General features: G+C 57.9%; 25 protein-coding genes. 8 read left to right on the top strand and 17 right to left on the bottom strand.

What is annotated here, in order from left to right; translation table 11 throughout:
* Positions 1 to 4: 4 nt before the first annotated feature.
* The 8 genes from rseP to rpsB form a co-directional block, all read right to left on the bottom strand.
* The gene (rseP, locus tag ACP86_RS16745; protein WP_053114838.1) at positions 5 to 1,354 is read right to left on the bottom strand and encodes an RIP metalloprotease RseP; all 1,350 of its coding nucleotides are present in this window, start codon (positions 1,352 to 1,354) and stop codon (positions 5 to 7) included.
* Between the two features lie 49 nt (positions 1,355 to 1,403).
* Entirely contained in the window at positions 1,404 to 2,588 is a 1,185-nt protein-coding gene (ispC, locus tag ACP86_RS16740; protein ID WP_053114837.1) for a 1-deoxy-D-xylulose-5-phosphate reductoisomerase, read from the bottom strand.
* Between the two features lie 2 nt (positions 2,589 to 2,590).
* A complete protein-coding gene (locus ACP86_RS16735; protein WP_053114836.1) occupies positions 2,591 to 3,430 on the bottom strand; it encodes a phosphatidate cytidylyltransferase in 840 nt (279 codons plus the stop codon).
* 21 nt (positions 3,431 to 3,451) lie between these two features.
* Positions 3,452 to 4,222: a polyprenyl diphosphate synthase gene (gene uppS, locus ACP86_RS16730; RefSeq protein WP_053114835.1), complete on the bottom strand. Its 771-nt coding sequence runs from the start codon at positions 4,220 to 4,222 to the stop codon at positions 3,452 to 3,454.
* A gap of 71 nt (positions 4,223 to 4,293) precedes the next feature.
* Positions 4,294 to 4,851, bottom strand: coding sequence for a ribosome recycling factor (gene frr, locus ACP86_RS16725; protein ID WP_008170376.1), 558 nt, complete (start codon positions 4,849 to 4,851; stop codon positions 4,294 to 4,296).
* A 74-nt stretch (positions 4,852 to 4,925) separates the two neighbouring features.
* Positions 4,926 to 5,654, bottom strand: coding sequence for a UMP kinase (gene pyrH, locus ACP86_RS16720; RefSeq protein WP_008170379.1), 729 nt, complete (start codon positions 5,652 to 5,654; stop codon positions 4,926 to 4,928).
* 185 nt (positions 5,655 to 5,839) lie between these two features.
* Positions 5,840 to 6,709: a translation elongation factor Ts gene (tsf, locus tag ACP86_RS16715; protein ID WP_053114834.1), complete on the bottom strand. Its 870-nt coding sequence runs from the start codon at positions 6,707 to 6,709 to the stop codon at positions 5,840 to 5,842.
* Between the two features lie 92 nt (positions 6,710 to 6,801).
* Positions 6,802 to 7,554, bottom strand: a complete 753-nt coding sequence (gene rpsB / locus ACP86_RS16710) for a 30S ribosomal protein S2 (RefSeq protein WP_008170383.1) — start codon at positions 7,552 to 7,554, stop codon at positions 6,802 to 6,804.
* A gap of 252 nt (positions 7,555 to 7,806) precedes the next feature.
* On the opposite strand from rpsB, the gene map reads away from it, so the two are divergent.
* The 6 genes from map to dapE all read left to right on the top strand — a co-directional run bounded on the left by map (position 7,807) and on the right by dapE (position 14,999).
* Positions 7,807 to 8,577, top strand: coding sequence for a type I methionyl aminopeptidase (map, locus tag ACP86_RS16705; protein ID WP_008170385.1), 771 nt, complete (start codon positions 7,807 to 7,809; stop codon positions 8,575 to 8,577).
* Entirely contained in the window at positions 8,578 to 11,223 is a 2,646-nt protein-coding gene (locus ACP86_RS16700) for a [protein-PII] uridylyltransferase (RefSeq protein WP_008170387.1), read from the top strand.
* Positions 11,220 to 12,422, top strand: coding sequence for a succinyldiaminopimelate transaminase (gene dapC, locus ACP86_RS16695; RefSeq protein WP_053114833.1), 1,203 nt, complete (start codon positions 11,220 to 11,222; stop codon positions 12,420 to 12,422). The genes ACP86_RS16700 and dapC overlap by 4 nt, the downstream gene beginning before the upstream one ends.
* Positions 12,419 to 12,760: an ArsC family reductase gene (locus ACP86_RS16690; protein ID WP_053114832.1), complete on the top strand. Its 342-nt coding sequence runs from the start codon at positions 12,419 to 12,421 to the stop codon at positions 12,758 to 12,760. The genes dapC and ACP86_RS16690 overlap by 4 nt, the downstream gene beginning before the upstream one ends.
* An 87-nt stretch (positions 12,761 to 12,847) precedes the next feature.
* Positions 12,848 to 13,876, top strand: a complete 1,029-nt coding sequence (gene dapD / locus ACP86_RS16685; protein ID WP_053114831.1) for a 2,3,4,5-tetrahydropyridine-2,6-dicarboxylate N-succinyltransferase — start codon at positions 12,848 to 12,850, stop codon at positions 13,874 to 13,876.
* Entirely contained in the window at positions 13,863 to 14,999 is a 1,137-nt protein-coding gene (gene dapE / locus ACP86_RS16680) for a succinyl-diaminopimelate desuccinylase (protein WP_053114830.1), read from the top strand. Before dapD ends, dapE begins: the two co-directional genes overlap by 14 nt.
* 72 nt (positions 15,000 to 15,071) lie before the next feature.
* On the opposite strand, the gene ACP86_RS16675 is transcribed toward dapE, so the two are convergent.
* A complete protein-coding gene (locus ACP86_RS16675; RefSeq protein ID WP_008170396.1) occupies positions 15,072 to 15,290 on the bottom strand; it encodes a SlyX family protein in 219 nt (72 codons plus the stop codon).
* Between the two features lie 223 nt (positions 15,291 to 15,513).
* Between ACP86_RS16675 and ACP86_RS23610 the strand changes: the two genes are divergently transcribed.
* Complete coding sequence (locus ACP86_RS23610; protein ID WP_008170398.1) at positions 15,514 to 16,047, top strand: cold-shock protein; 534 nt, start codon at positions 15,514 to 15,516, stop codon at positions 16,045 to 16,047.
* Positions 16,048 to 16,090: 43 nt separating this feature from the next.
* Here ACP86_RS23610 and ACP86_RS16665 read toward each other — a convergent pair whose 3' ends face one another.
* The 3 genes from ACP86_RS16665 to ACP86_RS16655 all read right to left on the bottom strand — a co-directional run bounded on the left by ACP86_RS16665 (position 16,091) and on the right by ACP86_RS16655 (position 18,404).
* Positions 16,091 to 16,465 carry a hypothetical protein gene (locus ACP86_RS16665; protein ID WP_008170400.1) on the bottom strand — a complete coding sequence of 125 codons (375 nt, stop codon included), beginning with the start codon at positions 16,463 to 16,465 and terminating at the stop codon, positions 16,091 to 16,093.
* Complete coding sequence (locus ACP86_RS16660) at positions 16,437 to 17,861, bottom strand: hypothetical protein (RefSeq protein WP_008170402.1); 1,425 nt, start codon at positions 17,859 to 17,861, stop codon at positions 16,437 to 16,439. The genes ACP86_RS16665 and ACP86_RS16660 overlap by 29 nt, the downstream gene beginning before the upstream one ends.
* 102 nt (positions 17,862 to 17,963) lie before the next feature.
* A complete protein-coding gene (locus ACP86_RS16655) occupies positions 17,964 to 18,404 on the bottom strand; it encodes a VOC family protein (protein WP_008170405.1) in 441 nt (146 codons plus the stop codon).
* A 64-nt stretch (positions 18,405 to 18,468) separates the two neighbouring features.
* Here ACP86_RS16655 and ACP86_RS16650 point away from each other — a divergent pair, with 64 nt between their 5' ends.
* The gene (locus ACP86_RS16650) at positions 18,469 to 19,365 is read left to right on the top strand and encodes a DUF1853 family protein (protein ID WP_008170407.1); all 897 of its coding nucleotides are present in this window, start codon (positions 18,469 to 18,471) and stop codon (positions 19,363 to 19,365) included.
* A gap of 7 nt (positions 19,366 to 19,372) precedes the next feature.
* Here ACP86_RS16650 and ACP86_RS16645 read toward each other — a convergent pair whose 3' ends face one another.
* The 5 genes from ACP86_RS16645 to ACP86_RS16625 all read right to left on the bottom strand — a co-directional run bounded on the left by ACP86_RS16645 (position 19,373) and on the right by ACP86_RS16625 (position 26,244).
* Positions 19,373 to 19,951: an AAA family ATPase gene (locus ACP86_RS16645; RefSeq protein WP_008170409.1), complete on the bottom strand. Its 579-nt coding sequence runs from the start codon at positions 19,949 to 19,951 to the stop codon at positions 19,373 to 19,375.
* Positions 19,935 to 20,348 (bottom strand): TA system antitoxin ParD family protein, encoded by a 414-nt coding sequence (locus ACP86_RS16640; RefSeq protein WP_008170411.1) that lies wholly within the window; start codon positions 20,346 to 20,348, stop codon positions 19,935 to 19,937. Before ACP86_RS16640 ends, ACP86_RS16645 begins: the two co-directional genes overlap by 17 nt.
* Before the next feature lie 92 nt (positions 20,349 to 20,440).
* Positions 20,441 to 21,439 carry a hypothetical protein gene (locus ACP86_RS22480; protein ID WP_141201820.1) on the bottom strand — a complete coding sequence of 333 codons (999 nt, stop codon included), beginning with the start codon at positions 21,437 to 21,439 and terminating at the stop codon, positions 20,441 to 20,443.
* Between the two features lie 279 nt (positions 21,440 to 21,718).
* Entirely contained in the window at positions 21,719 to 22,855 is a 1,137-nt protein-coding gene (locus ACP86_RS23305) for a hypothetical protein (protein ID WP_008170416.1), read from the bottom strand.
* The gene (locus ACP86_RS16625; protein WP_008170419.1) at positions 22,852 to 26,244 is read right to left on the bottom strand and encodes a toxin VasX; all 3,393 of its coding nucleotides are present in this window, start codon (positions 26,242 to 26,244) and stop codon (positions 22,852 to 22,854) included. Before ACP86_RS16625 ends, ACP86_RS23305 begins: the two co-directional genes overlap by 4 nt.

Raw genomic sequence — 26,244 nt, 5'->3', positions numbered from 1 at the left:
ATTCTCACAACCGCATCAGGTCGTTGTAAAGAGCAAACACCATTAATGTGAGGATCATTGCCATACCAATTCGTAATCCAAACGCCTGAGCCTGCTCGGAAAGCGGCTTTCCACGGAGGGCTTCGATGGTGTAATAGACGATATGACCACCATCAAGAACCGGCACAGGTAAAAGATTCAGAATGCCCAGACTCACGCTGAGATAGGCAAGAAAACGCACGAAGTCTTCGAACCCGGAACTGACACTGGCTTCAGCAACCCGGGCAATGGTAATTGGTCCACTGAGGTTGGTGGGTGACAACAGGCCGGTGACCATCTTCTTGATGGCCACCAGTGTCAAGCGGGTATCCGCCCAGGTTTCGCTGAGGGCGACCGGAACGGCGGCGAATGGGCCGTAGCTGACATCACGCAGCACCTCTTCTGGCCATGAGATAGCTTCCACACCGGCACCGACAAAACCGATTGACTCACCACTTTCCTGAGTCTTCGCTTCCGGTGTCACGCTGACGGATTGTTCCGCACCATTACGCTCGATGGTTACCTGAAGTGTCTGCTCCGGGGCATTGCGAATAAACTCGACCAGCTCAAACCAGCTACTGATCGGCTCGCCGTCCACGGCCACAATGCGATCCCCGGGCTGCAGGCCGGCAGCCTGAGCTCGGCCACCATCGGAAATCTGCCCCAATACCGGCGGAACAGCCGGGCGCCATGGCGTAATGCCGAACTCGGCTAACGGATTGGGGGTATCGTCACTCAGGCCCCAACCGGAAAGCTCGCCGCTGACTGTGCCGCGCGCGCCATCTTCCGACACCTCCATGGAAATCAGACCGTGCTCGCCGGTCCGCTCCAGAATACGCATATTCACATCACGCCAGGAACTGACCCGATGGCCGTCCACAGCATGAATTTCCATGCCTTCCTGCAGACCTACCCGCTCAGCCACGCTCTCATCGGCAATCTGCCCGACAATCGGGGCAACGTGGGTAACGCCGACCACGCTCAACAGCCAGTAGGCAAAAATCGCGAAAATGAAATTTGCCACGGGGCCTGCCGCCGCGATGGCAATACGCTGGCCCGGAGGCTTGGAGGTAAAGGCCTGATCTCTCAGCTCCTCAGGAACTGGCCCTTCCCGCTCATCCAGCATTTTTACATAGCCGCCCAGAGGAATGGCGGCGACGGCAAACTCGGTCCCATGCTTGTCGTACCAGGAAAACATCGGTTTCCCGAAACCCACGGAAAAGCGAAGTACCTTTACGCCACAACGCCGGGCAACCCAGAAATGACCGTATTCGTGAAGGGTCACCAGGATGCCCAGGGTAAGCGCAAGTGCGAGGACGGTTTCAATAATCTGCATAGCGTTCCTGATTGAATGGCTTCAGCCGGGCAGCATTCTGCTGCGACTATCAGACAGTTAACAGACCTATCTGTTCCCGTGCACAAGCCCGTGCTTCTTTATCCTTGGCGAAGATAACGTCAAAGTTGTCGGCTGGCTCAACGGCGGTCACAGCGAGCGTTCGCTCTATGATAACGGGGATATCCGAAAAACACAGGCTACCCTCAAGAAAAGCGGCAACAGCCACTTCATTGGCGGCATTAAGAACCGCCGGGGCAGTGCCACCCGCCTCAAACGCTTCGGCAGCCAGGCGCAGGCAGGGGAAGCGCACCAGATCTGGCCGCTCAAAGTGAAAGCGGCCGATCGCGAACAGGTCCAGAGGCGGGACACCAGCGTCAATACGCTCCGGCCAGGCCAGGCCATTGGCAATCGGCGTTTTCATATCCGGGCTGCCAAGCTGGGCCAACACAGAGCCGTCCGCATACTCAACCATGGAGTGAACAATGCTCTCGGGGTGAACATGCACCTCGACTTTCTGCGGTGTTGTATTGAACAGCCAGCAGGCTTCAATCAGCTCAAGGCCTTTGTTCATCAAGGTCGCAGAATCCACGGAAATCTTCTGCCCCATGGACCAGTTCGGATGGGCACAGGCCTGCGCCGGCGTTACCGACCGCAGGTCCTCGGCGGAGTGCTCGCGGAAGGGGCCGCCGGAGGCCGTCAGCAGTATACGCGTGATACCGGCACCGGCAGGATCCCGTATCTTGTCCGCCGGCATGCACTGGAAAATGGCGTTGTGTTCGGAGTCGATCGGCAGGAGTTCCGCCCCGGCCTCGGCCACGGCATCCATAAACAACTTCCCGGACATAACAAGGGCTTCTTTATTGGCAAGTAATACACGCTTCCCTGACCGCACCGCTGAAAGCGTTGGCGATAGCCCCGCCGCCCCGACAATAGCAGCCATCACCGTATCAACAGCCGGCGTGGACGCCACTTCGCACAGCCCTTCCAAACCAGCGAGCACTTCAATATCCGGCAGATCAGTCAGTAACTCCGAGAGCACACCGGCAGCTTCGGGATCGGCCATAACAGCCACCCTGGGACGGAATTCCCGGCACAGTACGGCGAGCTCTTCAGCGCGGGTGCTGGCGGTCAGCGCGTAGACCGAGAAACGCTCCGGGTGACGTCGAATAACATCAAGAGTGCTGAGACCGATGGAGCCCGTAGCCCCGAGTATACTGATATGACGGGTTTCCATGCTCACCAGTGCCCGGTTGTCAGCCAACCAAGTTGGGTAATGATCAGCGCAAATACCGGAATGGCGGCCGTCAGGCTGTCAATCCGGTCCATGATACCGCCGTGCCCCGGCAAAAGCTGGCTACTGTCCTTGATGCCACGGTGCCTCTTGAGCATGCTTTCCAGCAGATCGCCCAACACTGAAACAAGACCCGTGGCGAGGCTGGCAACAATTAGCAGCGAGGTCTGAACCGTCCCCGCCGAAGCCAGCCAGCTGACAACCAGGGCAAAAACCCCGACGGCCATCAGGCCGCCCCAAACGCCCGCCCATGATTTGCCAGGACTGACACGGGGCGCCAATTTTGCCTTACCAAACGCCCGACCGGCGAAGTAAGCACCGATATCGGCAACCCACACCACACAGAATACGTAGAGGATGAGCAGCAGGTTGTTGGTACTGTCACCAAACTGGAAACCGCCGGTTCGCAGGTGATTAAGGCCCACCCACGCCGGCACCAGAACGAACAGCCCCATGACGGCTCTTGCGGGGAGACTGCCCCATTTTTCGGAGCCGGCGGGATAACTGCGAACCAGAAGAAAGCACACGCCCCACCAGAGCAACGATAACCAGAGGACTGCCACAAACGGAACGTTCAGCAGACCGTAAAGAAGGATAGCGGTGGCCAGTGCGTAGCCAACCCGACCGGCAGGACTCTCAATACCGGACATATTCGCCCACTCCCAGGCGCCCAGGGTAATGATGGCGCCGGTAAAGAGCGCAAAACCCAGGGGCGGGAGGAAAAAGATCCCGCCAATGGCGATAGGAGCGAGGATCAGTGCGGTGATAATTCGGGTTTTTAACACGGTTGACGTCGCTATCGTTCGTTATTGTTGTACAGCCTTGGCCGCTATCTGATCATCAGTCTGGCCAAAGCGACGCTGTCGGCCGGCATAGGCCTGCAGGGCCTTGAGCATCTCTTCCTGCTGGAAGTCAGGCCAATACACCGGTGAAAAGTAAAGCTCTGTGTAAGCCAGGTGCCAAAGCATGAAATTGCTGATTCTTTGCTCGCCTGCGGTACGAATCATCAGGTCCGGCATTGGCAGGTCACCGATGCTGAGGTGCTGCTGAATCAGGTCATCGGTGATGTCAGAGGGTGCCAACTGCCCGGAACGGACCTGCTCGGCCACCTTGCGTGTGGCCTGCGTGATATCCCAGTGACCACCATAGTTGGCGGCAATTACCAGGGTCATCCGGGAGTTATTGCGGGTCAGCTCTTCAGCCGCCGCCATGTGTTCACGCAGTGAAGCGCTGAACGCTGACCGATCACCGATAATGCGCAGGCGGATATCGTTCCGGTGAAGTTTGCGAACCTCGCGCTCAAGGGCGAACAGGAACAGCTTCATGAGCGCGGACACTTCGTCCTTGGGCCGGCGCCAGTTCTCGCTGGAAAAGGCAAACAGCGTGAGCACTTCCACGCCTTCACGGGCACAGGTTTCCACCACTGCCCTGACCGCATCGACACCGGCCTTGTGCCCAGCCACTCCCTTGAGCCGACGGGCCTTGGCCCATCGATTGTTCCCGTCCATGATGATGGCCACATGCCGGGGCCGACTGTCTGCCGACACCGGAATCTCTGCGGATACAGTTCCCGTCATGAAATCCCCTGTGCGGCCGGAGCGCCTCGGTGCTTCGGCCTTTCAATTCGCTTGCAAGTAGGTCCGGACGGTTAAACCGCCATCAGGTCTTCTTCTTTGGCCTTGAGCATCTTCTCGACTTCTGCAATGTAGCGGTCGGTCAGCTTCTGGATATCGTCCTCGCCCTTGCGCTCGTCGTCTTCGGTGATTTCCTTTTCCTTGAGCAGATCCTTGATCATGCTGTTCGCGTCGCGACGCGCATTACGGATGGAAACACGACCGTGCTCGGCGTCTGCTTTTGCCTGCTTAACCATTTCCTTACGGGTTTCTTCTGTCAGCATGGGCATCGGGATACGGATGATATCGCCGCTGGTCGCCGGGTTCAGGCCAAGGTCTGATGCCATGATAGCTTTCTCGATGGTCGGCATCAGGTTTTTCTCCCAGGGAGAGACCGTCAGCGTGCGGTTATCCTCGACGTTGACGCTAGCCACCTGCTTCAGCGGCGTCTCCTGGCCGTAGTAGTTCACCATGACACTATCCAGGATAGAGGGGTGGGCACGGCCGGTGCGGATCTTGTTGAACGCGGAGTTAAGGGACTCCAGGCTCTTTTTCATTTTCTTTTCGGCTTCTGCTTTGATGTCGTTGATCACTTCAGCATCCTCAATTCGTTCGTCATGTCATTCTGTAATCTGGCGCCACGATCCTGTGGGGCCGGGACAGCGATTCATTCGATCAGTGTACCTTCTTTCTCGCCAGTTACGATGCGAGTAAGGGCGCCGGCACGGTTCATATCGAACACCCGCAGCGGCATGCCGTGGTCACGGGCGAGACAGATGGCTGTCAAATCCATCACACCCAGTTTCTTGTCCAGAACCTCATCATAGGTGAGGTAGTCGTATTTCTCTGCACTGCTGTCGAGGTGCGGATCCGCTGAGTATACGCCATCCACTTTCGTCGCCTTCAGCACCGCGTCGGCCTCGATCTCAATGCCACGCAGACATGCAGCGGAATCGGTCGTGAAGAAAGGGTTACCGGTACCGGCGCAGAAGATCACGACATCGCCATCCTTCAGATCCCGTACCGCGCGACGGCGGTCGTAATGCTCCACGATGCCGCTCATGGGGATCGCGGACATCACACGGGTCCGGATGTTCGAACGTTCCAGGGCATCACGCATGGCCAGACCGTTCATCACGGTGGCCAGCATGCCCATATGATCACCGGTAACCCGATCCATGCCGGCCGCATTCAGGGCTGCGCCACGGAACAGATTGCCGCCGCCAATCACCAGGCCAACCTGCACGCCGATGCCAATCAGCGCACCGATTTCCAGTGCCATGCGGTCAAGAACTTTGGGATCAATACCGAAATCGTGCTCTCCCATCAGGGCCTCGCCACTGAGTTTGAGCAGAACACGCTTGTATCTGGGCTGGGTTTTCGATGATGTCGGCATGATGATCCCCTTGTCGTCTGTTGGCTGCTATCCGGCGTGGTACCCTTTGCAGGCTTGTATCTGACATACTCCTCATAAAAAGGGGTATCTCAGATACAAGCCCGCCACGAGAGCCGGGAATTCCCGGCTAACGTGGCAGACTCAGGTGATACAGTGGCTCAAAGCCCGCTGCATCGAACGAAGGATCAGGCCTTGCCTGTGCCGGCTGCAGCAGCAACCTCGGCAGCAAAGTCCACTTCTTCCTTCTCAATGCCTTCACCCACTTCCAGGCGAACGAAGCCAACCAGCTCGCCGCCGTTGGACTTGATCAGCTCGCCCACGGTCTGGTCCGGGTTCTTGACGAAAGGCTGCTCAACAAGGCTGTTCTCCTTGAGGAACTTCTTGATGCGGCCACCCATCATCTTTTCGACGATCTCGGCAGGCTTGCCTTCCATATCCGGCTGGGCCTTGATCACATCCTTCTCTCTTTCGAGTTCTTCAGCCGGCATATCTTCCGGCTTGCCGACACGCGGGTTAACGGCAGCTGCGTGCATGGCGATGTCACGGGCAACTTCAGGATCACCGGCAGTCAGGGCGACAACCGAAGCGATCTTGTTGTTGCTGTGAACGTATCCACCAACAACCGGGCCTTCAACCTTGACGACACGACGAACAGTAATGTTCTCGCCGATTTTCTGAACCAGCGCTTCACGCTTGGATTCCAGATCGCCTTCCATCAGCTTGGCTACGTCGGTTTCGCCCTTCTCAAAAGCAACGCCGAGAACCTCGTTGGCAAAGTTCAGGAAGTTGTCATCGCGAGCAACAAAGTCAGTCTCGGAATTCACTTCCAGAATGTAGGCAACGGTGTTGTCGTCAGAAATCTTGATCAGTGAAGCGCCTTCAGCGGCGGTACGGCCGGCTTTCTTGGCCGCCTTCAGACCGGAAGACTTACGCAGCTCTTCGATTGCAGCGTCAACACTGCCTTCGGCTTCAACGAGTGCTTTCTTGCACTCCATCATGCCAAGGCCGGTACGCTCACGCAGCTCTTTGACCATTGCAGCGGTAATTGCAGCCATGTTCAATCCTCTCAACTGTTCCGAATTCGGTGGGGAGGTATGCCCGAAGCAACCCCGGGCATACCTTACATCTCAAACGTGAAGATAAAGCGTCACTCAGCGGCTGGAGCAGCGCCTTCCGCGTCTTCGCTGACTTCAACAAACTCGTCAGCGCCGGCACCAGCAGACTGGGCTGCTTCCATGCAGGTATCAGCAACGGCTTTCACGTAAATCTGAATCGCGCGAATGGCGTCATCGTTGCCCGGGATCACGTAATCAACACCGTCCGGATCACTGTTGGTATCGACAACACCGATAACAGGAATACCAAGCTTGTTGGCTTCCTTGATGGCGATACGCTCGTGGTCAACATCAATCACGAACATCGCGTCCGGCAGGCCGCCCATGTCCTTGATACCACCAATGGAGCGCTCAAGGCGGTCCATTTCACGGGTACGATCCAGTGCTTCTTTCTTGGTCAGCTTGTCAAAAGTACCGTCCTGACTCTGGGTTTCCAGGTCACGGTAGCGACGGATAGACTGACGGATGGTCTTGTAGTTGGTCAGCATGCCACCGAGCCAGCGGTGGTTAACGAACGGCTGACCGGCACGCTCGGCTTCTTCCTTGATGATCTTGGCCGCGGCACGCTTGGTACCAACGAACAGGATCTTGTTCTTGTTCTCCGCCAACTGCTGAACAAACTTCAGCGCGTCGTTCATGGCAGGAACAGTCTGCTCAAGGTTGATGATATGAATCTTGTTACGGGCGCCGAAGATGAACTTCGACATTTTCGGGTTCCAGTAGCGGGTCTGGTGACCGAAGTGAGCACCTGCCTTAAGCAGGTCACGCATATTTACCTGAGCCATGATAGTTACCTTTTTAGCTTCGGGTTAGTCCTCCACGTATCCGATTACCCCAACCTGACTCCTTTAAAAGCAGGAGCAGGCACCCTGGGATAACGTGCCGACACGTGTGTGAATTTGCTGGATTCGTTTCCAGCGGGCGCGTTTATACCATATTCGGCCCGACAAACGCCATTATTTTTGACGGCGAGCTTCCTTGTACCCGGGCAGCAGGCCCCTTAAAATGCCGGTTTGGCACAAACAACGGGAAACCCAATGCAGGTATCGATCAAGACACCGGAAGAAATTGAAAAGATGCGCGTCGCTGGCCGCCTGGCGGCCGAAGTGCTCGAGATGATTGGCGATCACGTCAAGCCCGGCGTTTCCACCGAAGAGCTCGACCGGATTTGCCACGACTATATTGTAAACGAGCAAAAGTGCATTCCGGCACCACTCAACTACAAGGGGTTTCCGAAGTCCATCTGCACGTCGGTCAACCACGTTATCTGCCACGGCATTCCGTCTGAGAAGAAAATCCTCAAAGATGGAGACATCCTTAATATCGATGTCACCGTAATAAAGGATGGCTACCACGGCGACACCAGCAAGATGTGGATTGTCGGCAAGCCGAAACCTGGCACCGAGCGGCTGATCCAGATTACACAGGAGTGCCTCTATAAAGGTATTGAACTGGTCAAGCCGGGAACCCGTCTGGGCGATATCGGGCATGTGATTCAGCAGCACGCCGAGAAACACCGCTATTCCGTGGTTCGAGATTACTGTGGCCATGGCATCGGCGCAGTATTCCACGAGGAGCCTCAGGTAATGCATTACGGCAAACCCGGCACCGGTCTGGAGCTGCAGGAAGGTATGACGTTTACCATTGAGCCAATGATCAACCAGGGCAAGTACCAGACCAAGCTTCTGCCGGATGGCTGGACCGTCGTTACCAAGGATCACAAACTCTCTGCACAATGGGAGCACACCATCCTTGTGACGGCGGACGGTCATGAGGTCTTGACCAAGCGAAAGGAAGAGTCCTTCTAAGTGGACCAAAGCGAGCTGGAATCCCGCATCAGTAATGACCCATCTCCGGTTACGGCGGCCCGGGAGCTGTTAAAGGGCAGGTATGACGCCGATGCCGAGGCCTTTCGACAAGGCGCCGATGTGCGCGCCCTTGTCCGCTCCCGGGCTGACACGGTCGATACAGTTCTCAGATTGATCTGGAACCGCTACCCCTTTTCCGATTCACCGGACATTGCCCTGATCGCCGTCGGCGGCTATGGACGGGGTGAGCTGCACCCGCATTCGGACATCGACCTGCTCATTCTCACCCGTGCCGGCATCGAAGACAGTTGGCACGAAGACCTGGGCGCGTTCGTTACCCTGCTGTGGGATCTCAGGCTGGATATCGGCCACAGTGTTCGCAGCATCGAGGAAAGCAAGACAGCCGCCCGCGAAGATATCACCATACTGACCAACCTGCTGGAAACGCGCACGATTGCCGGCCCGGATGAACTCCGGTCAGATCTGAGCGAGCAAGTCTATTCCGATGATGTCAGCACCGACCGCGACTACTTTATTGCGAAGCGTGAGGAGCAGCAGCAACGGCATCAGAAATACGGCGATACCGAATACAACCTCGAACCAAACGTGAAGGGTTCCCCGGGCGCCTTGCGGGACATACAGACGATCGGCTGGATTACCAAGCGACATTTCGGACTGCAGAACATCGCTGACCTGACCCGCTTCAGCATTCTTACCGAGGAAGAGCATCAGATTCTGTTCCAGGGTGAAACCTTCCTCTGGCAACTGCGATACGGCCTGCAGCTGCTCGCTGACCGGAATGAAAACCGGCTGCTGTTCGATCATCAGCGAGCCCTGGCCCAGATGCTCGGCTATAGAGATGAAGGTAAGCGGCTCGGCGTCGAATTGATGATGCAGGCCTACTATCGCACCGTCCTGGCCCTCGCCGAACTGGCGGATGTGATTCTGCAGTATTACGACGAAGCGATTCTGGGTAGCCCATCGGAAGACGCCATCCAGCCCATCAACAAACGTTTCCAGATTCGTAACTACTATATTGAAGCGGTCAACAACCAGGTCTTCGCCTACGCGCCCTATGCCATCATGGAAATCTTCGTTCTGATGGCTCAGCACCCTGAGATAAAGGGCATCCGGGCCACGACGATCCGCTCGCTTCGGGCCCACCGGCATTTGATCGATGATGCGTTCCGATCTGATCTGGCAGTGACTACTCTGTTCATGGAGCTGCTCAGAACGCCCCATGCCCTGGATCAGACGCTGTCTGCCATGAAGAAGTACAACGTGCTCGGGCGCTATCTCCCGGAGTTTGGCCAGATCATTGGCCAGATGCAGCACGACCTTTTCCACATTTACACCGTGGATGCCCACACCATGCGGGTCATCCGCAACATGGTAAGGCTTGGCAGCGCGGAAGCCCGAACCGAGTATCCGCTGGCATCCCGCCTGATTCACCGGCTGCCGAAACTGGAAACCCTCTATATTGCCGGCATTTACCATGATGTGGCCAAAGGCCGGGGTGGCGATCACTCGGAACTGGGTGCCATCGATGCCGAAGCCTTCTGCCAGCGGCATCACCTGAGCGAACGGGACACCCAGCTGATTTCCTGGCTGGTGGAAAACCACCTGCTGATGTCCATGACAGCCCAGCGCAAAGACATCTCTGACCCGGACATTATCCACGGATTTGCCAGGGCAGTGCCGAGCCAGGCGCACCTGGATTACCTGTACGTTCTAACCGTATGCGACATCAGCGCTACCAATCCCAAGCTATGGAACACGTGGCGGGCCTCGCTGTTGCGCCAACTCTATATCGAGGCCAAACGGGCTTTGCGTCGGGGCACTGAAACGCCCATCGACCGACAGGAATGGGTTCGCGCTACCCAGTCGGAAGCCCGGGAAATCCTGCATGCCCAGAACATGACCGATGAACAGATCGACGCCATCTGGGACACCGTGGACGAAGACTATTTCCTCCAGGACTCGACCGTGGACATCGCCTGGCAGACTGCTGCCATCATCAGACACGGCGACAATACGGACCCGCTGGTGCTGATTCGAGACACGCGGGGCGGCCCGACGGACGGCTACTCCCAGATCATTATCTACATGAAGGACCGGGTTGCCCTGTTCGCTGCGACAACGGCGGTCCTCGAACAGCTGAACCTGAACATCGTGGACGCGCGCATCAGCTCAAGCGAGGGGCCCTACTCGATCAGTTCCTATGTGGTACTTGATGAGAAGGGACAGCCTCTGGGCATCGACCCTGCGAGAAAAGAACGGGTGCGTTTGCGCCTGATCGAAGAACTGGACGACCCGGATGACTATCCGGACATCATCCACCGGCGCACGCCACGCCAGCTCAAGCATTTCGCTTTCCCGACGGAAGTGACGTTCTCGAATGACACCATCAACCAGCGCACCGTAATGGAAGTGATCACGCCCGACCGCCCGGGGCTTCTGGCCCGCATCGGCCAGGTGCTGCTGGAGCACCGGGTACGCCTGAGCAACGCCAAGATTGCCACCCTGGGCGAGCGCGTGGAGGACGTTTTCTTCGTGACGGACGAACACGGCGAGCCCATCCGGGAGCCGGCGGTATGCCAGGCCCTGCAGCAAGATCTCTGTAAAATGCTGGACGACATTCAATGAATCCGAACCTGGACAGACTTCACCCCTACCCTTTTGAAAAGCTTGCCAAACTGAAGGCAGGCATCAGCGTGCCCGACCATCTCCGGCCGATTTCCCTGGGGATTGGTGAGCCGAAGCACCCTTCGCCCGATTTCGTCAAACAGGTCATTGCGAACAATCTGGACAAGCTCGCCAATTACCCCACCACCCGGGGTACGGATGAACTCCGCGAGGCCATCAGTGGCTGGGCAACCCGCCGATTCAATCTGAAGGCCGGCAGCCTCAGCGCAGCGAACAACATCGTGCCGGTAAACGGCACACGCGAGGCCATCTTTTCCCTGGTTCAGGCTGTCGTGGATGCCACCAAACCTGCCACCGTAGTCAGCCCCAATCCGTTTTATCAGGTTTACGAGGGAGCCGCCTTCCTTGCTGGTGCGACGCCCGTATACCTCCCCTGCGACGGCTCAAATGGCTTCATTCCCGATTTTGATTCAGTGCCCGAATCCACCTGGCAGGAATGCCAGGTACTGTTTCTGTGCTCCCCGGGCAATCCCAGTGGTGCTGTTATCTCCCGGGAGGCGCTGACCAGGGTGATAGCCCTGGCCGACAAACACGACTTTATCGTTGCTTCCGACGAATGCTACTCCGAACTGTATCCGGAGGAAGACAACCCGCCGGAAGGTCTCCTGCAAACCTGCGCCGCCATTGGCCGGGATGACTACGCCCGCTGCGTGGTGTTCCACAGCCTGTCCAAACGCAGCAACCTGCCCGGCCTGCGATCGGGTTTCGTAGCCGGGGATGCAAACATTCTTGACGGCTACCTGAAGTACCGCACCTATCACGGCTGCGCCATGCCGATCCACAATCAGCTGGCGAGCATCGCCGCCTGGAGCGACGAGGACCACGTTCGGGAGAATCGTGCAGCGTACCGCGCCAAATTTGAGGCAGTGGTCCCGATCCTCCGGGAAGTTATGGATGTTGATTTTCCGGATGCCGGGTTTTACCTGTGGCCGATAACTCCGATGGACGATGAAACGTTTGCCCGGGAGCTCTCGGCGCAACAGAACGTGCACGTGTTGCCTGGGCGATATCTTTCCCGAACCGTGGATGGCCATAACCCCGGAGAAAACCGTGTCCGGATGGCCCTGGTCGCCCCGCTGGAAGAGTGCGTAGAGGCAGCGGAACGCATTGTTGAATTTGTTAAGGCGAACAAGCCATGAAACTGTACGGCATCAAAAACTGCGACACCGTAAAGAAGGCCCGGAAGTGGCTGGACGAACAAGGTATCGACTACGAATTCCACGACTTCAAGAAGGATGGCCTGCAGAGTGAGTTGCTGTTCCGCTGGGAGCAGGCGGTCGGATGGGAAACCCTGCTGAACCGCCGTGGCACCACCTGGCGCAAACTTCCGGAGGACGTTCGTGATACCATTGACGCCCAAAGCGCTCACGAGATCATGCTGGAGAATCCATCCATTATTAAGCGCCCCGTTGTCGAAAACGGCGGTGATGTGCGCGTAGGTTTCAGTGCAGACGAATGGTCCGCATGGCTGGCCTGAATCTCGGGCAAACCAGATCCAAACTTTAATTTCAGGGGTCTTGAGGCATTGCCCTGCCCCCACATTCATAACAGGAGCAACCATCAGATGAGCTTTGCATTCGGTATCGGTATCGGCACCCAGAACAACCAGGGCGAGTGGCTGGAAGTGTTTTACCAGCAGCCGGTCATGACACCCGATAACACCCTGATGGACGTCATCTCCAACGCCCTTGATTACAAGGGTGGCAACCAGGCGATCAGCGCGACCGCCGAGCAGCTCAGCCAGCTCGCCAACGCCTTGCGTCAGATCGGCCAGACAGGCCAGGCATCACTGGCGGACAAAGCGGCCGCCAGCAAGCGCCCGGTGGTTGTCACAGTACTCGAAACAGATGACACCGCGTCCAGCACCCCGGAGGTTTACCTCAAGCTTCACCTGATTTCTCATCGCATGGCCAAACCCCACGGATTGAAGCTGGACGGCATTTTTGGCCTGCTGCCGAATCTGGCCTGGACCAGCGAAGGCGCGATCGATCTGAACGAACTGTCCGACCGCCAGCTTCAGGCTCGCCTGGAAGGCCGCACACTGGAAGTCAAATCCGTGGATAAATTCCCGCAGATGACCGATTACGTGGTACCGAAAGGTGTCCGCATTGCCGATACCGCCCGGGTTCGCCTTGGCGCCTATGTGGGTGAAGGCACCACGGTCATGCACGAAGGGTTTATCAACTTTAACGCCGGCACCGAAGGCACCAGCATGATCGAGGGCCGTATTTCCGCCGGCGTCATGGTTGGCAAGGGGGCTGATCTGGGCGGTGGCTGCTCAACCATGGGCACCCTTTCCGGTGGTGGCAACATCATCATTGCCGTTGGCGAGAACTGCCTGATCGGCGCCAACGCCGGTATCGGCATCCCGCTGGGCGACCGTTGCAAGGTCGAGGCCGGGCTGTACATCACCGCCGGCACCAAGGTTGCGCTGCTCGACGACAACAACGAGCTGGTTGAGGTGATCAAGGCCCGCGATCTGGCCAACCAGACAGACCTGCTTTTCCGCCGTAACAGCCAGACTGGCGCGGTGGAGTGCAAAACCAACAAGTCTGCCATCGAGCTGAATGAAGAGCTGCATGCAAACAACTGATTCCCCGACCCTCGAACTTGCCGTTGATCTGATCCGCCGGCCGTCTGTCACCCCAGACGATGCCGGCTGTCAGGAACTGATGATGTCGCGCCTTGCGCCTCTGGGCTTCACCGGCGAGAACCTGCGCTTTGGCGATACCGATAACCTCTGGGCCCGAAAGGGCTCCGAGGGACCGGTGCTGGCCTTTGCCGGCCATACCGATGTGGTACCAACCGGGCCGGAAAAGAACTGGTCGCACCCCCCCTTCGATCCTGTGATCAGGGATGGCTACCTCCTCGGCCGTGGCGCCGCGGACATGAAGGGCAGCCTGGCAGCCTTCGTAACCGCCTGCGAGCGCTTCGTTACAAGCTACCCGGACCACCGGGGCTCCATAGCCCTGCTGATTACCAGTGACGAAGAGGGGCCAGCCCAACACGGTACGGTCAAAGTGGTGGAAACTCTCGAAGCCAGGAACGAAAAGATCGACTGGTGTCTGATTGGCGAGCCGTCCAGCACCCGAGAAGTGGGTGATGTGATCAAGAATGGTCGACGGGGCTCTCTGCATGGTTACCTGACCGTGCATGGGGTTCAGGGCCACGTAGCCTATCCGCACCTGGCCGAGAACCCGGTTCACCTGGTTGCGCCTGCCCTGGATGCGCTGGCAAAGGAATTCTGGGATAACGGCAACGACTTTTTCCCGCCAACCACCTTCCAGATTACTAAGCTGGAGGCCGGTACGGGCAGCAACATTATTCCCGGTGAATGCCTGGTGCACTTCAACTTCCGCTACTGCACGGAAAACACTGCAGAAAGTCTGGAGGAACGGGTGGTAGCCATCCTGGACCGCCACAACCTGAAATACGATCTGCAGTGGCACCTCAGTGGCCGTCCGTTCCTGACGGACAAGGGCGCACTCGTGTCTGCCAGCCAGAGCGCCATTCGCACGGTGACAGGCCGGGAAACCGAACTTTCAACCTCCGGCGGCACCTCGGATGGTCGCTTCATTGCACCTACCGGCGCGCAGGTGGTCGAACTTGGCCCCATCAATGCGACGATTCACAAAGTGGATGAGTGCGTAAAGGCCGAAGATTTGAATACCCTGTCTGAAATCTACGAACAGATTCTGATCGAACTGCTGGCATAAAAGCAGGAGCCGGAATCCAACGAAAAGGGATCAGATGAAACCTTCATCTGATCCCTTTTTAATGCGCCACTTTCAATAATGAGGGGGAGGTGTTTCGTCCTGCTCTGACTTGATATTGGACGGTGAAACATCTTTCAACTGTTTGTGCAGCAGCCGCTTGGCCTCCCACAACTCACGGATATCCATTTCCTGCTTGGCAACCTGTTCGCTCAGGGTATTGATAACGTCGTCCTGAAAGGCCAGCCGCGTTTCCAGCTCGTCCAGTCGGGTTTCCAGATCGTTCTGGCTCATCGGGTATTGGTACTCCCCTGGGTAGTTCTCTCTAGAATGTGATTGATGACACTGCTTATTCCGTTGCTTGGTCAGCGCTCGGGATAATCTGGTATCATGCCGCTTTTGCCCGCCAGCACTCCCGTTTTTCGGGGTACTGTCGGTTTTCACCGGCCGGATGTGCGATTTTACCCGATATCCGGTTTTTATCGTTAGCGTTACAAGAATGGAGAAATTTCAGTCAATGCGTAATCCATCCAAAGCGATCCTTTTTTCTCTCCTGATCGCCATCCCCGCACCGCTGGTGCTTGCCCTGTTGCTGTCTTTTACACCAGAGCCTCTTCGCCTGATCGCTGCAGGTCAGCTTATTGAGGCCCTCGGTAGCACTCGTGGCATCGCAGCCTACATTATTACGCTGATCGTTTTCGGCATTGCGGGCTTCCTGGCCATTGCGCTTTCAGTCAAGAAACCGGCCGAACAGCAAAGCCCATCCCGGCCGAGCAACCGTGCCCCCAGCCAGAACCACAATGATGACGATGATGATGGCTATGACGAAAGCAGCCCTGAGGGTGATGAAGAAGGCACCGTAAAGTGGTTCAACGTCAAGAAAGGCTTCGGCTTTATCGTGCGTGACAGCGGTGACGAGGTATTTGTTCACTTCCGGGCGATTCGTGGCCGTGGGCGCCGGGTCCTGCGACAGGGTCAACTGGTCCGCTTCAATGTTGTGGAGGCAGACAAAGGCCTTCAGGCCGACAACGTATCCATCCTGAGCGATTGAATCGCCCACTGAAAACAAAGAGGCAGCCCAAGGGCTGCCTCTTTCAGTTCCAGACGACCTGTTGCTCGCCCCGGTGGTCCAGACGCCACCATTTCTCATCCTCTACCGGCTCGCCCTCTTTCCAGTCTCCCGGACTGCAGCGAATCTCGGTATCCATGGCACGCCAGGCACTGCGCGCGCAGTCAAGGTCACTGTTCCAGGGCACCCTTGGCCCCTCGATGACCACTGAGGTGAAACGTTTGCCAAATGCCCCCGGATAAAGCGATATCCGCAGTCTCTCGCCCTCGAAGCGGGCAAAGCCCTTGATCACGCCTGTTACCTCAACGTCATCCAGTTCCAGTTCTTCAAGGTGGTTCTCAAGCCACCCGGAAACCGCCCCCGGCTCCAGATCACGAATGTAAATTTCCAGATCCTGCACCCGCTGAATCTCCATCCTGATTATTGCAATGCCGCACATAGTGAACCGGCCCGGGCCGCGCTGCAACCCAGCGTTCCAGTTCCTGCCGCAAATCTTCAGTGCTCAGCTGCCGGAGCTTGCCGGCGGCTTTACGCTCATGCCAGGCAACCTCTGCAGCCACACGATGAAGCTGAATTTCACCAAGCGAAGCCTCGATGTTGTCGATCGGCTCTTTCCGCGCCAGGGCAACCAGGGACTGACGCCTCAGAGTATCAGCCTGTCCAGCCAGGGCCACCGCCTCGGCCGGGCCTCTGCGGGCAACGAGGTTCAGCCGGGCGGCCGCCCGTTCCAGCCACTGCAGCATTCCGCCCGGCGTGCTCACGCACCGGCTCCGGCGAGAAGCAGCAAACCGGATCGCCGACCGAGGCACCTGCACATTCCACTGCTTCTCGATGGCGGCCTGGTGGGCTGTCAGAATGGCCTGACGCTGAACCACGCTTGAAACCGGCATATCAAAGGTGTCGAGGGTGCGGCCCAGACGATGCTGCAGCGCCAGGGCGGCACTGCTTTCGCGAGGCTCTTCAGGCCCCAGCAGAAGTATTGGACCTGCCCATTGAAGTACCAGCGCTGACGCCAGCCCATCAGGAAGATCCATCAGCGCAATCAGGTCCGCTGGCGAGATATTGTCCAGTACCAGTACCGGCCAGCGTGGCCCTTCCTCTCCCGGACCGCCCTCCGATGAAAGCGCCGGAAGAACCGGAAGATCACTGGCCATGATCTCCGCTTCACGCCTGAGATCCAACTCAACGTAATCCTGCTCCAGTACCGGAAGCAGCGATTGCAGCCAGGCGGTCTTGCCCGCTCCACGCTCGCCACGGACCCAGATCATGGCTGACGGCGACGCCGCCAGACCGATCGCGACATCCTCAGCCAGCTCAACCCATGCGGAATCCGTCACTACCACGGGCGCTCTCTGGAAGTTATCAATCGGCGCCGGCTCCCGCTCCCCGGACGAATCGGGCCAGCGTGGGACCAACTCAAAAACCGCCACATAGGCTTTTTCCTGCAGCCGCTCCGCGTGGCGAACCAGCGCCCCCAACAGTTGAGACCATCCGAGCCATGGCGAATCGTTGGTTTCCCGGGCCGCCGCGAACCAGTACATCAATTGGGAAGATAATTGCCCTTCGCCGCCCACTTCCGTCACGATCGGTTGTTCGCACTGAATGGTGCGGGTGAGTTCGTCCATATCCACGCCGCAGCCACGCAGAAAGCGGGCTATAGCGGGTGCGGAGTCCAGCAGGGCAAGCAGGTAATCTTCAACGGTAATCACCGAGCCACCACGGCGTTCAACACTTTCCCGGGCTCGTAATAAAGCGGTCTGGCACTGGGGATCCAGGCATCCTTGCCAATCGTCCATCAAACTTCTCCATGTTCTGAATGCATCGTCCTGATGCGAAAGCTATGTTTCAGGTTGTTATTGTATCACGCTCAAGCCCCTTGCGGCGCCCCGCCTGCGGGCTTACCATGTGCCAGTGTTTTCCATGCTGGCCCAGGGTTCCTTCGGTGGCAGCGCCTCGCCTTTCTGCAGAAGCTCAATCGAGATGTTATCCGGCGTGCGGATAAAGGCCATATGGCCGTCACGGGGCGGACGGTTAATCGTTACCCCATTGGCTTTGAGGTGCTCACAAAGGGCATAAATGTCACCCACCCGGTAGGCCAGATGGCCAAAATTACGCCCGCCGGTATACTCTTCCGGATCCCAGTTGTAAGTGAGCTCGATCATCGGCGCCCGGTCTTCACGGGCACGGGCTTCGTCTTCCGGTGCAGCCAGAAACACCAGGGTGAATCGGCCTTTGTCGCTGCTCTTGCGATTGATCTCAACCATTCCCAGCAGATCGCAAAAGAAATGGAGTGTCTCGTCCAGGTTGCTCACCCGGATCATGGTGTGAAGATATTGCATGAAGCCTCCTTCAGAACTGTATTGATCATCGTGCCTTGCGGACAGTTTACGGTATTCTGGCCATATGGATGCAAAAACAACCCCCTACTCAACTCGACAACTGACCACGCCGGCGATCAGGCACCTTGCCTGGCTATGCCGGGCGCCCCAGCTGCTGCAGTCACCACTGACGTTTGAGCCGGCCAGTTATCTCCCTGACGGTATTACAGAACAACTTCAGGCCTGGGATGAAAAGCCGGAAATAGCGCCTGCGCTGCTCAGAGAGACACCCCAGAAGCGGCTCGGCTTCTATTTCGAGCAGCTTTACCGCGTATTACTGGAAGACCTTCTGGGCTGGGATGTTCTGCTTCAAAATCGACAAATCCAGTCCCACGGCCGAACCATGGGCGAGCTGGATTTCGTGGTGCATAATCGGTCAGAAGATCGAATCGAGCACCACGAAATTGCCATCAAATACTATCTGGGAGTTCCGGAGCAAAGCGGGAGAACTCTGTGGTATGGCCCGAATGCCAAAGACCGGCTCGATCTGAAAACAGACCGGATGCTGCGCATGCAAAGCCAGAGAACCGCGTTGCCCGAGGCCCGGGCGTTGCTGGCAGACGCTGGAATCGCAGAGCCTGTCATTCCCCGGATTTTCATGCCGGGGTACCTGTTTTACCCGGCAGGAACACAGGTGATCGCTCCTGAGTCCGTGCCAGCCAGTCACCTGCGCGGCCAGTGGCGCTATCTCTCACAGATTGAGACATCGGACCTCCCCGGCTGGGTGGTATTGAACAAACCCCACTGGATCGGCCCGTGGCGTCAAAGCGAGCCACCGGCCCCCAATGCAGTAACTGCTGCATTGAACACCATCGAGCGCTACAACATCCCGCTCCTGTTCGCGAAACTCGAGGAGGACTCCATCAGCGGCCTCTGGCAGGAAACCAACCGCTTTTTCGTGGTGCCGGACAGCTGGCCATAGCCGTCTTTCAGTTATCAATAAGGTCGGTTGCCCACTGAGGCAAGACCTCCTGACAGGTACGCCACTGCCCCGCCTCCCAGACCGCAATGCGCACGTAGGGTTGATCGAGACTGGAGTTATCAACGAGGTGCAGTTCGTCCGCCAGCCCGATACATTCGCGAAGATTGGCAAGGGTCCTTGGAATTCTGGACTCAACCTTGGCCTCGGGCACATGATGGCCGCCGGATCTTACCCGGGAAGCCACCCGAGCCTTGTTCAACGCAGCGAATTCGAGGTGGAAATAAAACAGCCGAATGCGAAATCCGGCAGCCTTGGCAGCCCCGACAAAATCCACCTTCGAGGAATGAGAAAAGACAGTTTCGAAACAGAAACTCTGGCGCTCCTTAAGCAGTCGGAACCGTTCCTGTTCAGCAATCAGCGCCGCCTCATAACTGTGTTTCTCGGGCGCGTCAGGCCACACACTGCGGGCGATGTTATCGGCATTCACCAGAGGAATCTTCCGGCGGGCCAGGAACCGCTCATAGAATGTGGTCTTGCCGGCACCGTTGCCGCCAACCAGCAGCCAGAGTTCAGGCTGCGTTGTCACGGTCACTCAGTGCTTCAAAACGCCCGTTGCGAAACTGACCGACTTCCCGAGTGCCATCCGGATAAATCGCCTCCAGATAGCCGGGCTTTTCTCCAGACGCCTGATACACCGTACGACCTCTGGCAATCGAGCGCCCCAGATTACCGCTTTCCCGGGCCTGATCTACTTCAGCCCAGAGGTCATCACTGGAAACAGACTCAGCCACCACCGGTTCAACCCGCACCTGGCGGATACCCTGCAGAATAGCAATCAGATCTTCCGCACTCACGTCCCCGGCAACGGCACGGCCTATCTCGGCCCAGTACTCAATCTGCTTGGGTGTCGAACGCCGATGAACCGCGCCCTCTGCGGCGGCGTGGCGGACCAGAGTGTCGTCGAGACGGACAGCGGTTGTCATGGTGGCCTCCTGAGGTATTGCTTAACGCTTGTAACAGGCTACCACATGCGTTGCATTATGCAACAATTGAGGTTTTGTTCATCAACCCGGCTTTAGATTGGCCACGCACCGGGCGGTCGCAGCTTCCGATACTCCTCCATCGAGATCTTGCCCAATTGCGGCGTAAGCTTGCAGGTTCGGCTTCCCCAAGGAAACCTGCTCTGGCGCTGGTGGACCTCTGTCCAGCCTTCCCCGTCCTTCCAGGATTCAAGATCCAGGTCCCGCCAATACCTCGGGTTCCGCCCGGTCTTTCTGTCATGCTCAGCTGTTACCGGGTCCAGATGACGGAAGGGCTCTAGTCGCGGTGTATCCGGCAGTGGCTGGGTCACATCCATGTAGCGTTGCAACATATCCCACAACGCCAACACTTCTGACTTTTCCGACTCAATGGTACTGAAGCCTGTTTTGTTAAAGGTTTTCTGAGTGTAACGGTGCACCAGCATCAACCGGTAAAAGATACCGCCGTGCTGGACAACACGTTCCACATAAGCATCAAACTCCGCGAAAGGCGCCTCGAAAAAACGCCCCCGACACAGGGCAATACGAACCTGACCATCAACGCGGTTGAATTCGCTACAGCCGTCTTCAAGGGTGGAATCCAGTCTTTTGTTAATGGTGTTTTCGAAGGGTTTGAGGAGGAAGCTTATTCCGGTGCTCATTATCCAGTTGGTTGAAGGGGGAATAATCCAGAATGAAAATAACAACCAAGCTGGTACCAACAAAAAAAGCAGCAACAAGTGAATGAATGAGGGAAGTCCATACTCAGTCGCGGCATCAAAATCCTTATTAGAGAGGCTGATCCGCATTTCCCGGGGAACGATGATCGGCTCTTTCTGCCCCTCCGGCACGAAACACACCTCGCGGCGTTGGCGGTTAAACGGGCGGGCGTTACGTTCTTTAATTTGGAATAAGCCTGCCAGCACGGAAGGGAGAGTGTGAACAAGCCCAAAGAGCCACCTAACGTCATTTGCCAACCGAACACCGATGTCGCCCCTGCCCAAAAAGTCCAGGTATCCGTCATTCACTTCCCCCACCGCATGGCCATGATCCACCGGCGGCAGGCCGGTTGGCAGGGGTTTGGGGGATAAAAGAGTCAGCCGGCCACTCGGGAAAGGCTCGGAACGCCCCGCGTGTAGAGGCTGTTCGAACTGAGTACTTTTTGAGTTCATGAGAGACCGTCCATCGTCTGGCATTGACTGCAGACTAGGGTTTCCGATCTTCCAAGCTGATCAAGCTCGGCTTGTGACAGCTGAATGACGCCATAAAGCCTGTGCGGTTTGCGTTTACAATGTTTGTCATCATTTCCTCCTTGAAATGGCTTTACTACTTCATCAATTGGTTGATGCCAGCGGCAGACGGTCCTCCTCGGCATACACTTCCGCAAAGACTTCATAGGGCAACCGCCCCGGACGGGCCTTTTGCTTCTCAAGAACCTTCTGGCTTAAGCGCTTGAAGGTCTCGCTGGGCTTGGCCCACTCGCTCTCAGATAACGGTTCAGACCACTCCGCCATGTCCCTGGGCAGCGTTTTTCGGGTCATGCGTTTGATCTTCCTGACTTCCCACTCCACCAGTCGGTTGGGCAGGGTCCAAAAGGTCATCAGGTGGTACAGGTACCAGCCGGTCAGGTAGTGCACTCCCCGTTTGCCTTCCCGGTATTCCTCATGAAGACGTTTGCGGGCATTGCGGAAAACATGGACGCCCTCCCAGGGCGGATCATCCGGGCCCTGAAGTTCCAATGGATCCTGGATCTCTTTCAGGGTGTGGACTTCGTACTCCATGTAGGCCCGGATGGCCTCCCAGTTGCTGATGGCCTGGGGCAAACCGTAAGTCTGGAATTCCAAGCTGTACTTCTCGCCGGTTTGTGGGTGGAGAAAGCCTACACCGAAGCCGTACTGGCGCTGTACACCGTACTCGGTCACCCCCTGGGCCTCGGTCACCCAGGCCACCAGTTCCTCCCAGGGTACGAAAATGGGCTCCCGGTGACCATTGGGCACGAAGCACACCTCGCGGCGCTGGCGGTTGAAGCGGGTGGGGATGACCTGGGATTTTTTCTTGAGTTCTATTACGGACGCAACTAGCCACCAAAGCATTAAACCTCCCCCTCCCCAAAAGCCAATCCAGAAGCTGATCTCTATCACTCCCCAAAAAGCATGAATGGCATCGGGCAGACCATTGCCGAGCCAGTAAAGCATTAAAAAGGCAATCGCCGGAAAAACCATGGCCACCATAACGAATAAGCCAAAAGGGCCGCCAAGAGTCACCTGCCAGCCAAACACCGAAGGCAACCCCACCCCGAAGTCCAGATAGCGTTCGTTCACCTCACCCACTGCGTGCCCGTGGTCCGTGGGCGGCAAACCAGTGGGCAGGGGCAACGGTGACAGGTACGTCACCGTTCCGCTGGGGAACTTGTCACTTCGCCCGGCCCTGGGGGCGTTCGCTATATCCGCCTTGGGCGTTTCCTGTGTCATTCGAAGATATCCAGTTCCATAAAGGGATTGCGTACCTGGTACCAGAAGGTCCTGCCTTCGTTATCCTGGGGAGGTTCCTGGACAGGCGTCACCGGCCAGTCACTGTCAGGCGTTACCTTGAGCATGTACACCTCCTGGGTGTAGCGGTCCTCCGAATGGTGGGTGTCCAGCCGGACCATCAGCGCCAGGTCACGGGTTTCGGGATACGGATCGCTCTTGCTGTGGTCCGGGGGCGAGAACGCCAGTTGCAGATGCCCGCCCCCTTCCCGGATGGCCAGGCTCGTCAGGATATCATGGGAACAGCGCACCCAGGTTTCCGGGGTGTCACGGAACCAGCCCGAGCGTTCTGGCCGGATGCGCCAGGCACTGAGCCACACTCGCCGGGGCGCCGGCTGGTCCAGGGGCTCTATCAACCCCGCCGCCGTCAGAGCATGGCAGTTCAGCACCAGTTGGTCCTTACCGTCTTGCTCTTCCGCCGGGACCTTCTCCAGGGACAGGCTGTTGCCGAGCTGGGCGAAGGCCTGCTCGTACTCCTCCAGCGATCCGTTGTGGATCTGGCCGGGTTCCCGCGACCAGGGGGTGGTCTGCAGCCACTGATCCCGCTCGCTCAAATTGTAGCGGTTGTACAGCCAGGTGCCCCCCAGCTCGAGCATGGTAAACGCCAGCCCGGCAATGTTCAGGCGGACGAACAGGCTGGACAGACGGGTGCCTGCGGTGGCCCAGGCACCTGCCTTGTCGGCGGCTCGCCATACCTCCATCGCAGCTATTCGTGTCTGGTTTAGGCCATATAGATTTGTCGCCGTCAGCCCGCCGCTGCCCACCATGCCAAGGGTCGCCCCCAATTGCGCCTGCGCATTACCGGTCCGTACGGCTTCCAGCCAGTTGCTGGCATGCTTGTAGGTGCCGATGGCGGCGCTGATAGCACCCGCGCCGTATGCAAATATTCCCAACCCAACATGCAAGCGGCCCATCTGGATATGGACCGACTGCACGGCGCTGCGCTGCCAAGAGTTTGCCAGGGTCTGGGCCCTGGAGGACAGAGCGGTGTCCGCCAGGCTTTGGGCGGCCAGGAAACCGGCGCCGGATGTAGCAGACAGACTTTCGATAAGTTTGCCATAGCTCCTGGCGTCTGGTGACTGAGCTTTAACTTCGGAAACAGCGTGAAAAAAGTTCACCAACTGCGCCGCAAACACCATCACACCCAGCCCATCCCCCAGCAGGTTCACCCGTGGCGCAGAGGTCAGGCCCTGGCGGAGGTGCCCCATCAGTGTGCCCATCTGCTGCTGGCCCGCGGCAGGCAGCAGCAGGGAGATACCCGCCCTGCCCGTGGTTGCGGGCTCGAGCCGCAGGCCGGTATTGGTTTCCTCCACCGGGCTGAGGGCGCCGGCCAGACGCCGGCCCAGGGCCCGCTGTTCCTCCCGGGTGGCCTTGAACTCGTTGACGATGCTTTGCGCCCGCTCGGATTTGTGGCCGTGGGTGGCCTTGGCCACGTCGTGGTCGTGGGCCAGGGATTCCAGCCGCTCGTTCAGCGACAGCAGTTGTTCCAGGTTCTGGCGGAAGGTGGCCAGCTCCGGTTCCGAGGCAACGCGGAACTCTACCTCACCGGCTTGGATGACCTTGAGCATCTTGCCCTTGAAAAAATACGGCAGGTCCCGGAACAGGTCGTCCAGGGGCGGTATCCGGTTTGCCTCAATGCCTTGGTAAAGCTGTTCCATAGCCCGGGCGATACCTTTTGACACCGCCGGTGCCAGGGTGTCGCCAATGGCGGCTGCCTTTGCCTGGATTTCATGGGAGCGTAACTCAAGGTCCGGCAGGTGTCCGGCCTCCGCCTCGGCCAGGCGCCGCGCCCACTCGGCGGCCCTGGTCACCAGGCTGTAGCCGGCCCCTGCGATACCAAAGTAGGTGGTCGATGGCTCTGCATCCGGCGCCTGGGCGGCCTTGGGCAAGGTGTGGAACAAGGGGTGACTGTACTGGGGATTCTCCTCCAGCCAGGCCAGTACCTTTTCCGCCGCCTCGTCGGTGCGGCAAAGATCCTTCACGCAGGCATAGTTCAGGTCCAGGGCCGCCTCCAGTTGCTTCTCATCCGCCACGTCGAAATACCAGGCGGCCTGGTGGAAGCGGGAATCACACAACAGGGTGGCCCGGTCATCGGTGATGTCCGCCAGCAACCCTTGCCACCGTGCCAGCTTGGCCCGCTGCGCCGCCATGAAGGCATCCATACGGGGGCGGTCGATCAGTTCATTGATGCCGCGCTGGCCCAGTTTGGCCCCGTTAAGCTGGTAATAGTTCTGCAGGTTGAGCTGATTGATGGTGTCCCGGTGCTGATCGTAGTTCGCCTGCCCCAGGGCATCAATCATGGCCAATTGTGCCCGGACCAGGGGATTATCCCCGTGGTGCTCGCGCAGGTAGGTTTCGGGGCCCATCGGTTGCGGGCCACGGTAATCCCTTCGCACCTCCAGGTAGTCGTAGATGGACTGGCGTTGTGCATCGTCGGTACTCTCGTACAGCGACTGGAAAGGTTCGCCTCCCGGTCTTTCGCCAGCCGTCTCCAGAGCGTGATCGTTGATCAGTGTCATGGACTCTATCCAAGCACCCAGCATATAGTCCCGCTCGGTGTGCCCCGGCTCGTCACCACCTTCCGCCCAGTCGCCGATCCAGCCCACCACATCATCCTGCTGCTGAGCCAGGTCCAGCATCACGCCCACGTCGTCCCTCAGCACCAGGCACAGGCAATTGTCCGGGTCTTCCACGGCCTGCTGCTTGATCAACTTGCCAAATCGGCTCTTGTGGTAATAGGGCTGATTCTCCCAGTGATAGGGCTCGCTTTCCTGGGCGTGGCCGTTTTCGGGGGCATCCGGCGTATAGTCTTCGCCAAATTCAGCCACCCATTGTTTGGCCTGTTCAGGCGTCAGCAGGTGCTCACCGCCGCTGACCGGCGAGGCACTGGCCAGGTCGATTTCCTGCATGAAGTGCGCACGCTCCTCCTGGCTGTCAAGTATCTGAGCTTTCTTGCGTTCGGTGAGGGGCACATCGGCGAAGCAAACGTAGAGGGTGTGCTGCTTCGGGTATTCCAGCTTGCCACCGTTGTGGCCCGTCAGTTCACCATTTTCATGCAGGTACTCGTGGAGCTCCCCGGTATCTGCGTCCAATACATAAAGATAGCCATACCTAAGAAGGCGGTAGCCAAGCGGGCGGGAGGTCAGTGAGTAGGGGTACCCCGGGTCTGTATCGGCGGGCGCAACTTCTACCCTGCCGTACCGAATAGGCAGCAGGTTCACGGTTCTCAGCAGCGGGCATGAAGCGGGTTCATCAATGGGGGTGCCTGGTTGTTCCCAGCACAAAAGATCGTTGCTTGCCCGGTCGTCAGTGGGGCGTTGTATCCGTGTCAT

The organism is Marinobacter sp. CP1 (assembly GCF_001266795.1).
Lineage (GTDB): Bacteria > Pseudomonadota > Gammaproteobacteria > Pseudomonadales > Oleiphilaceae > Marinobacter > Marinobacter flavimaris.
The sequence above is the reverse complement of the archived record's forward strand: the minus strand, read 5'-3'. Positions and strand labels throughout refer to the sequence as shown.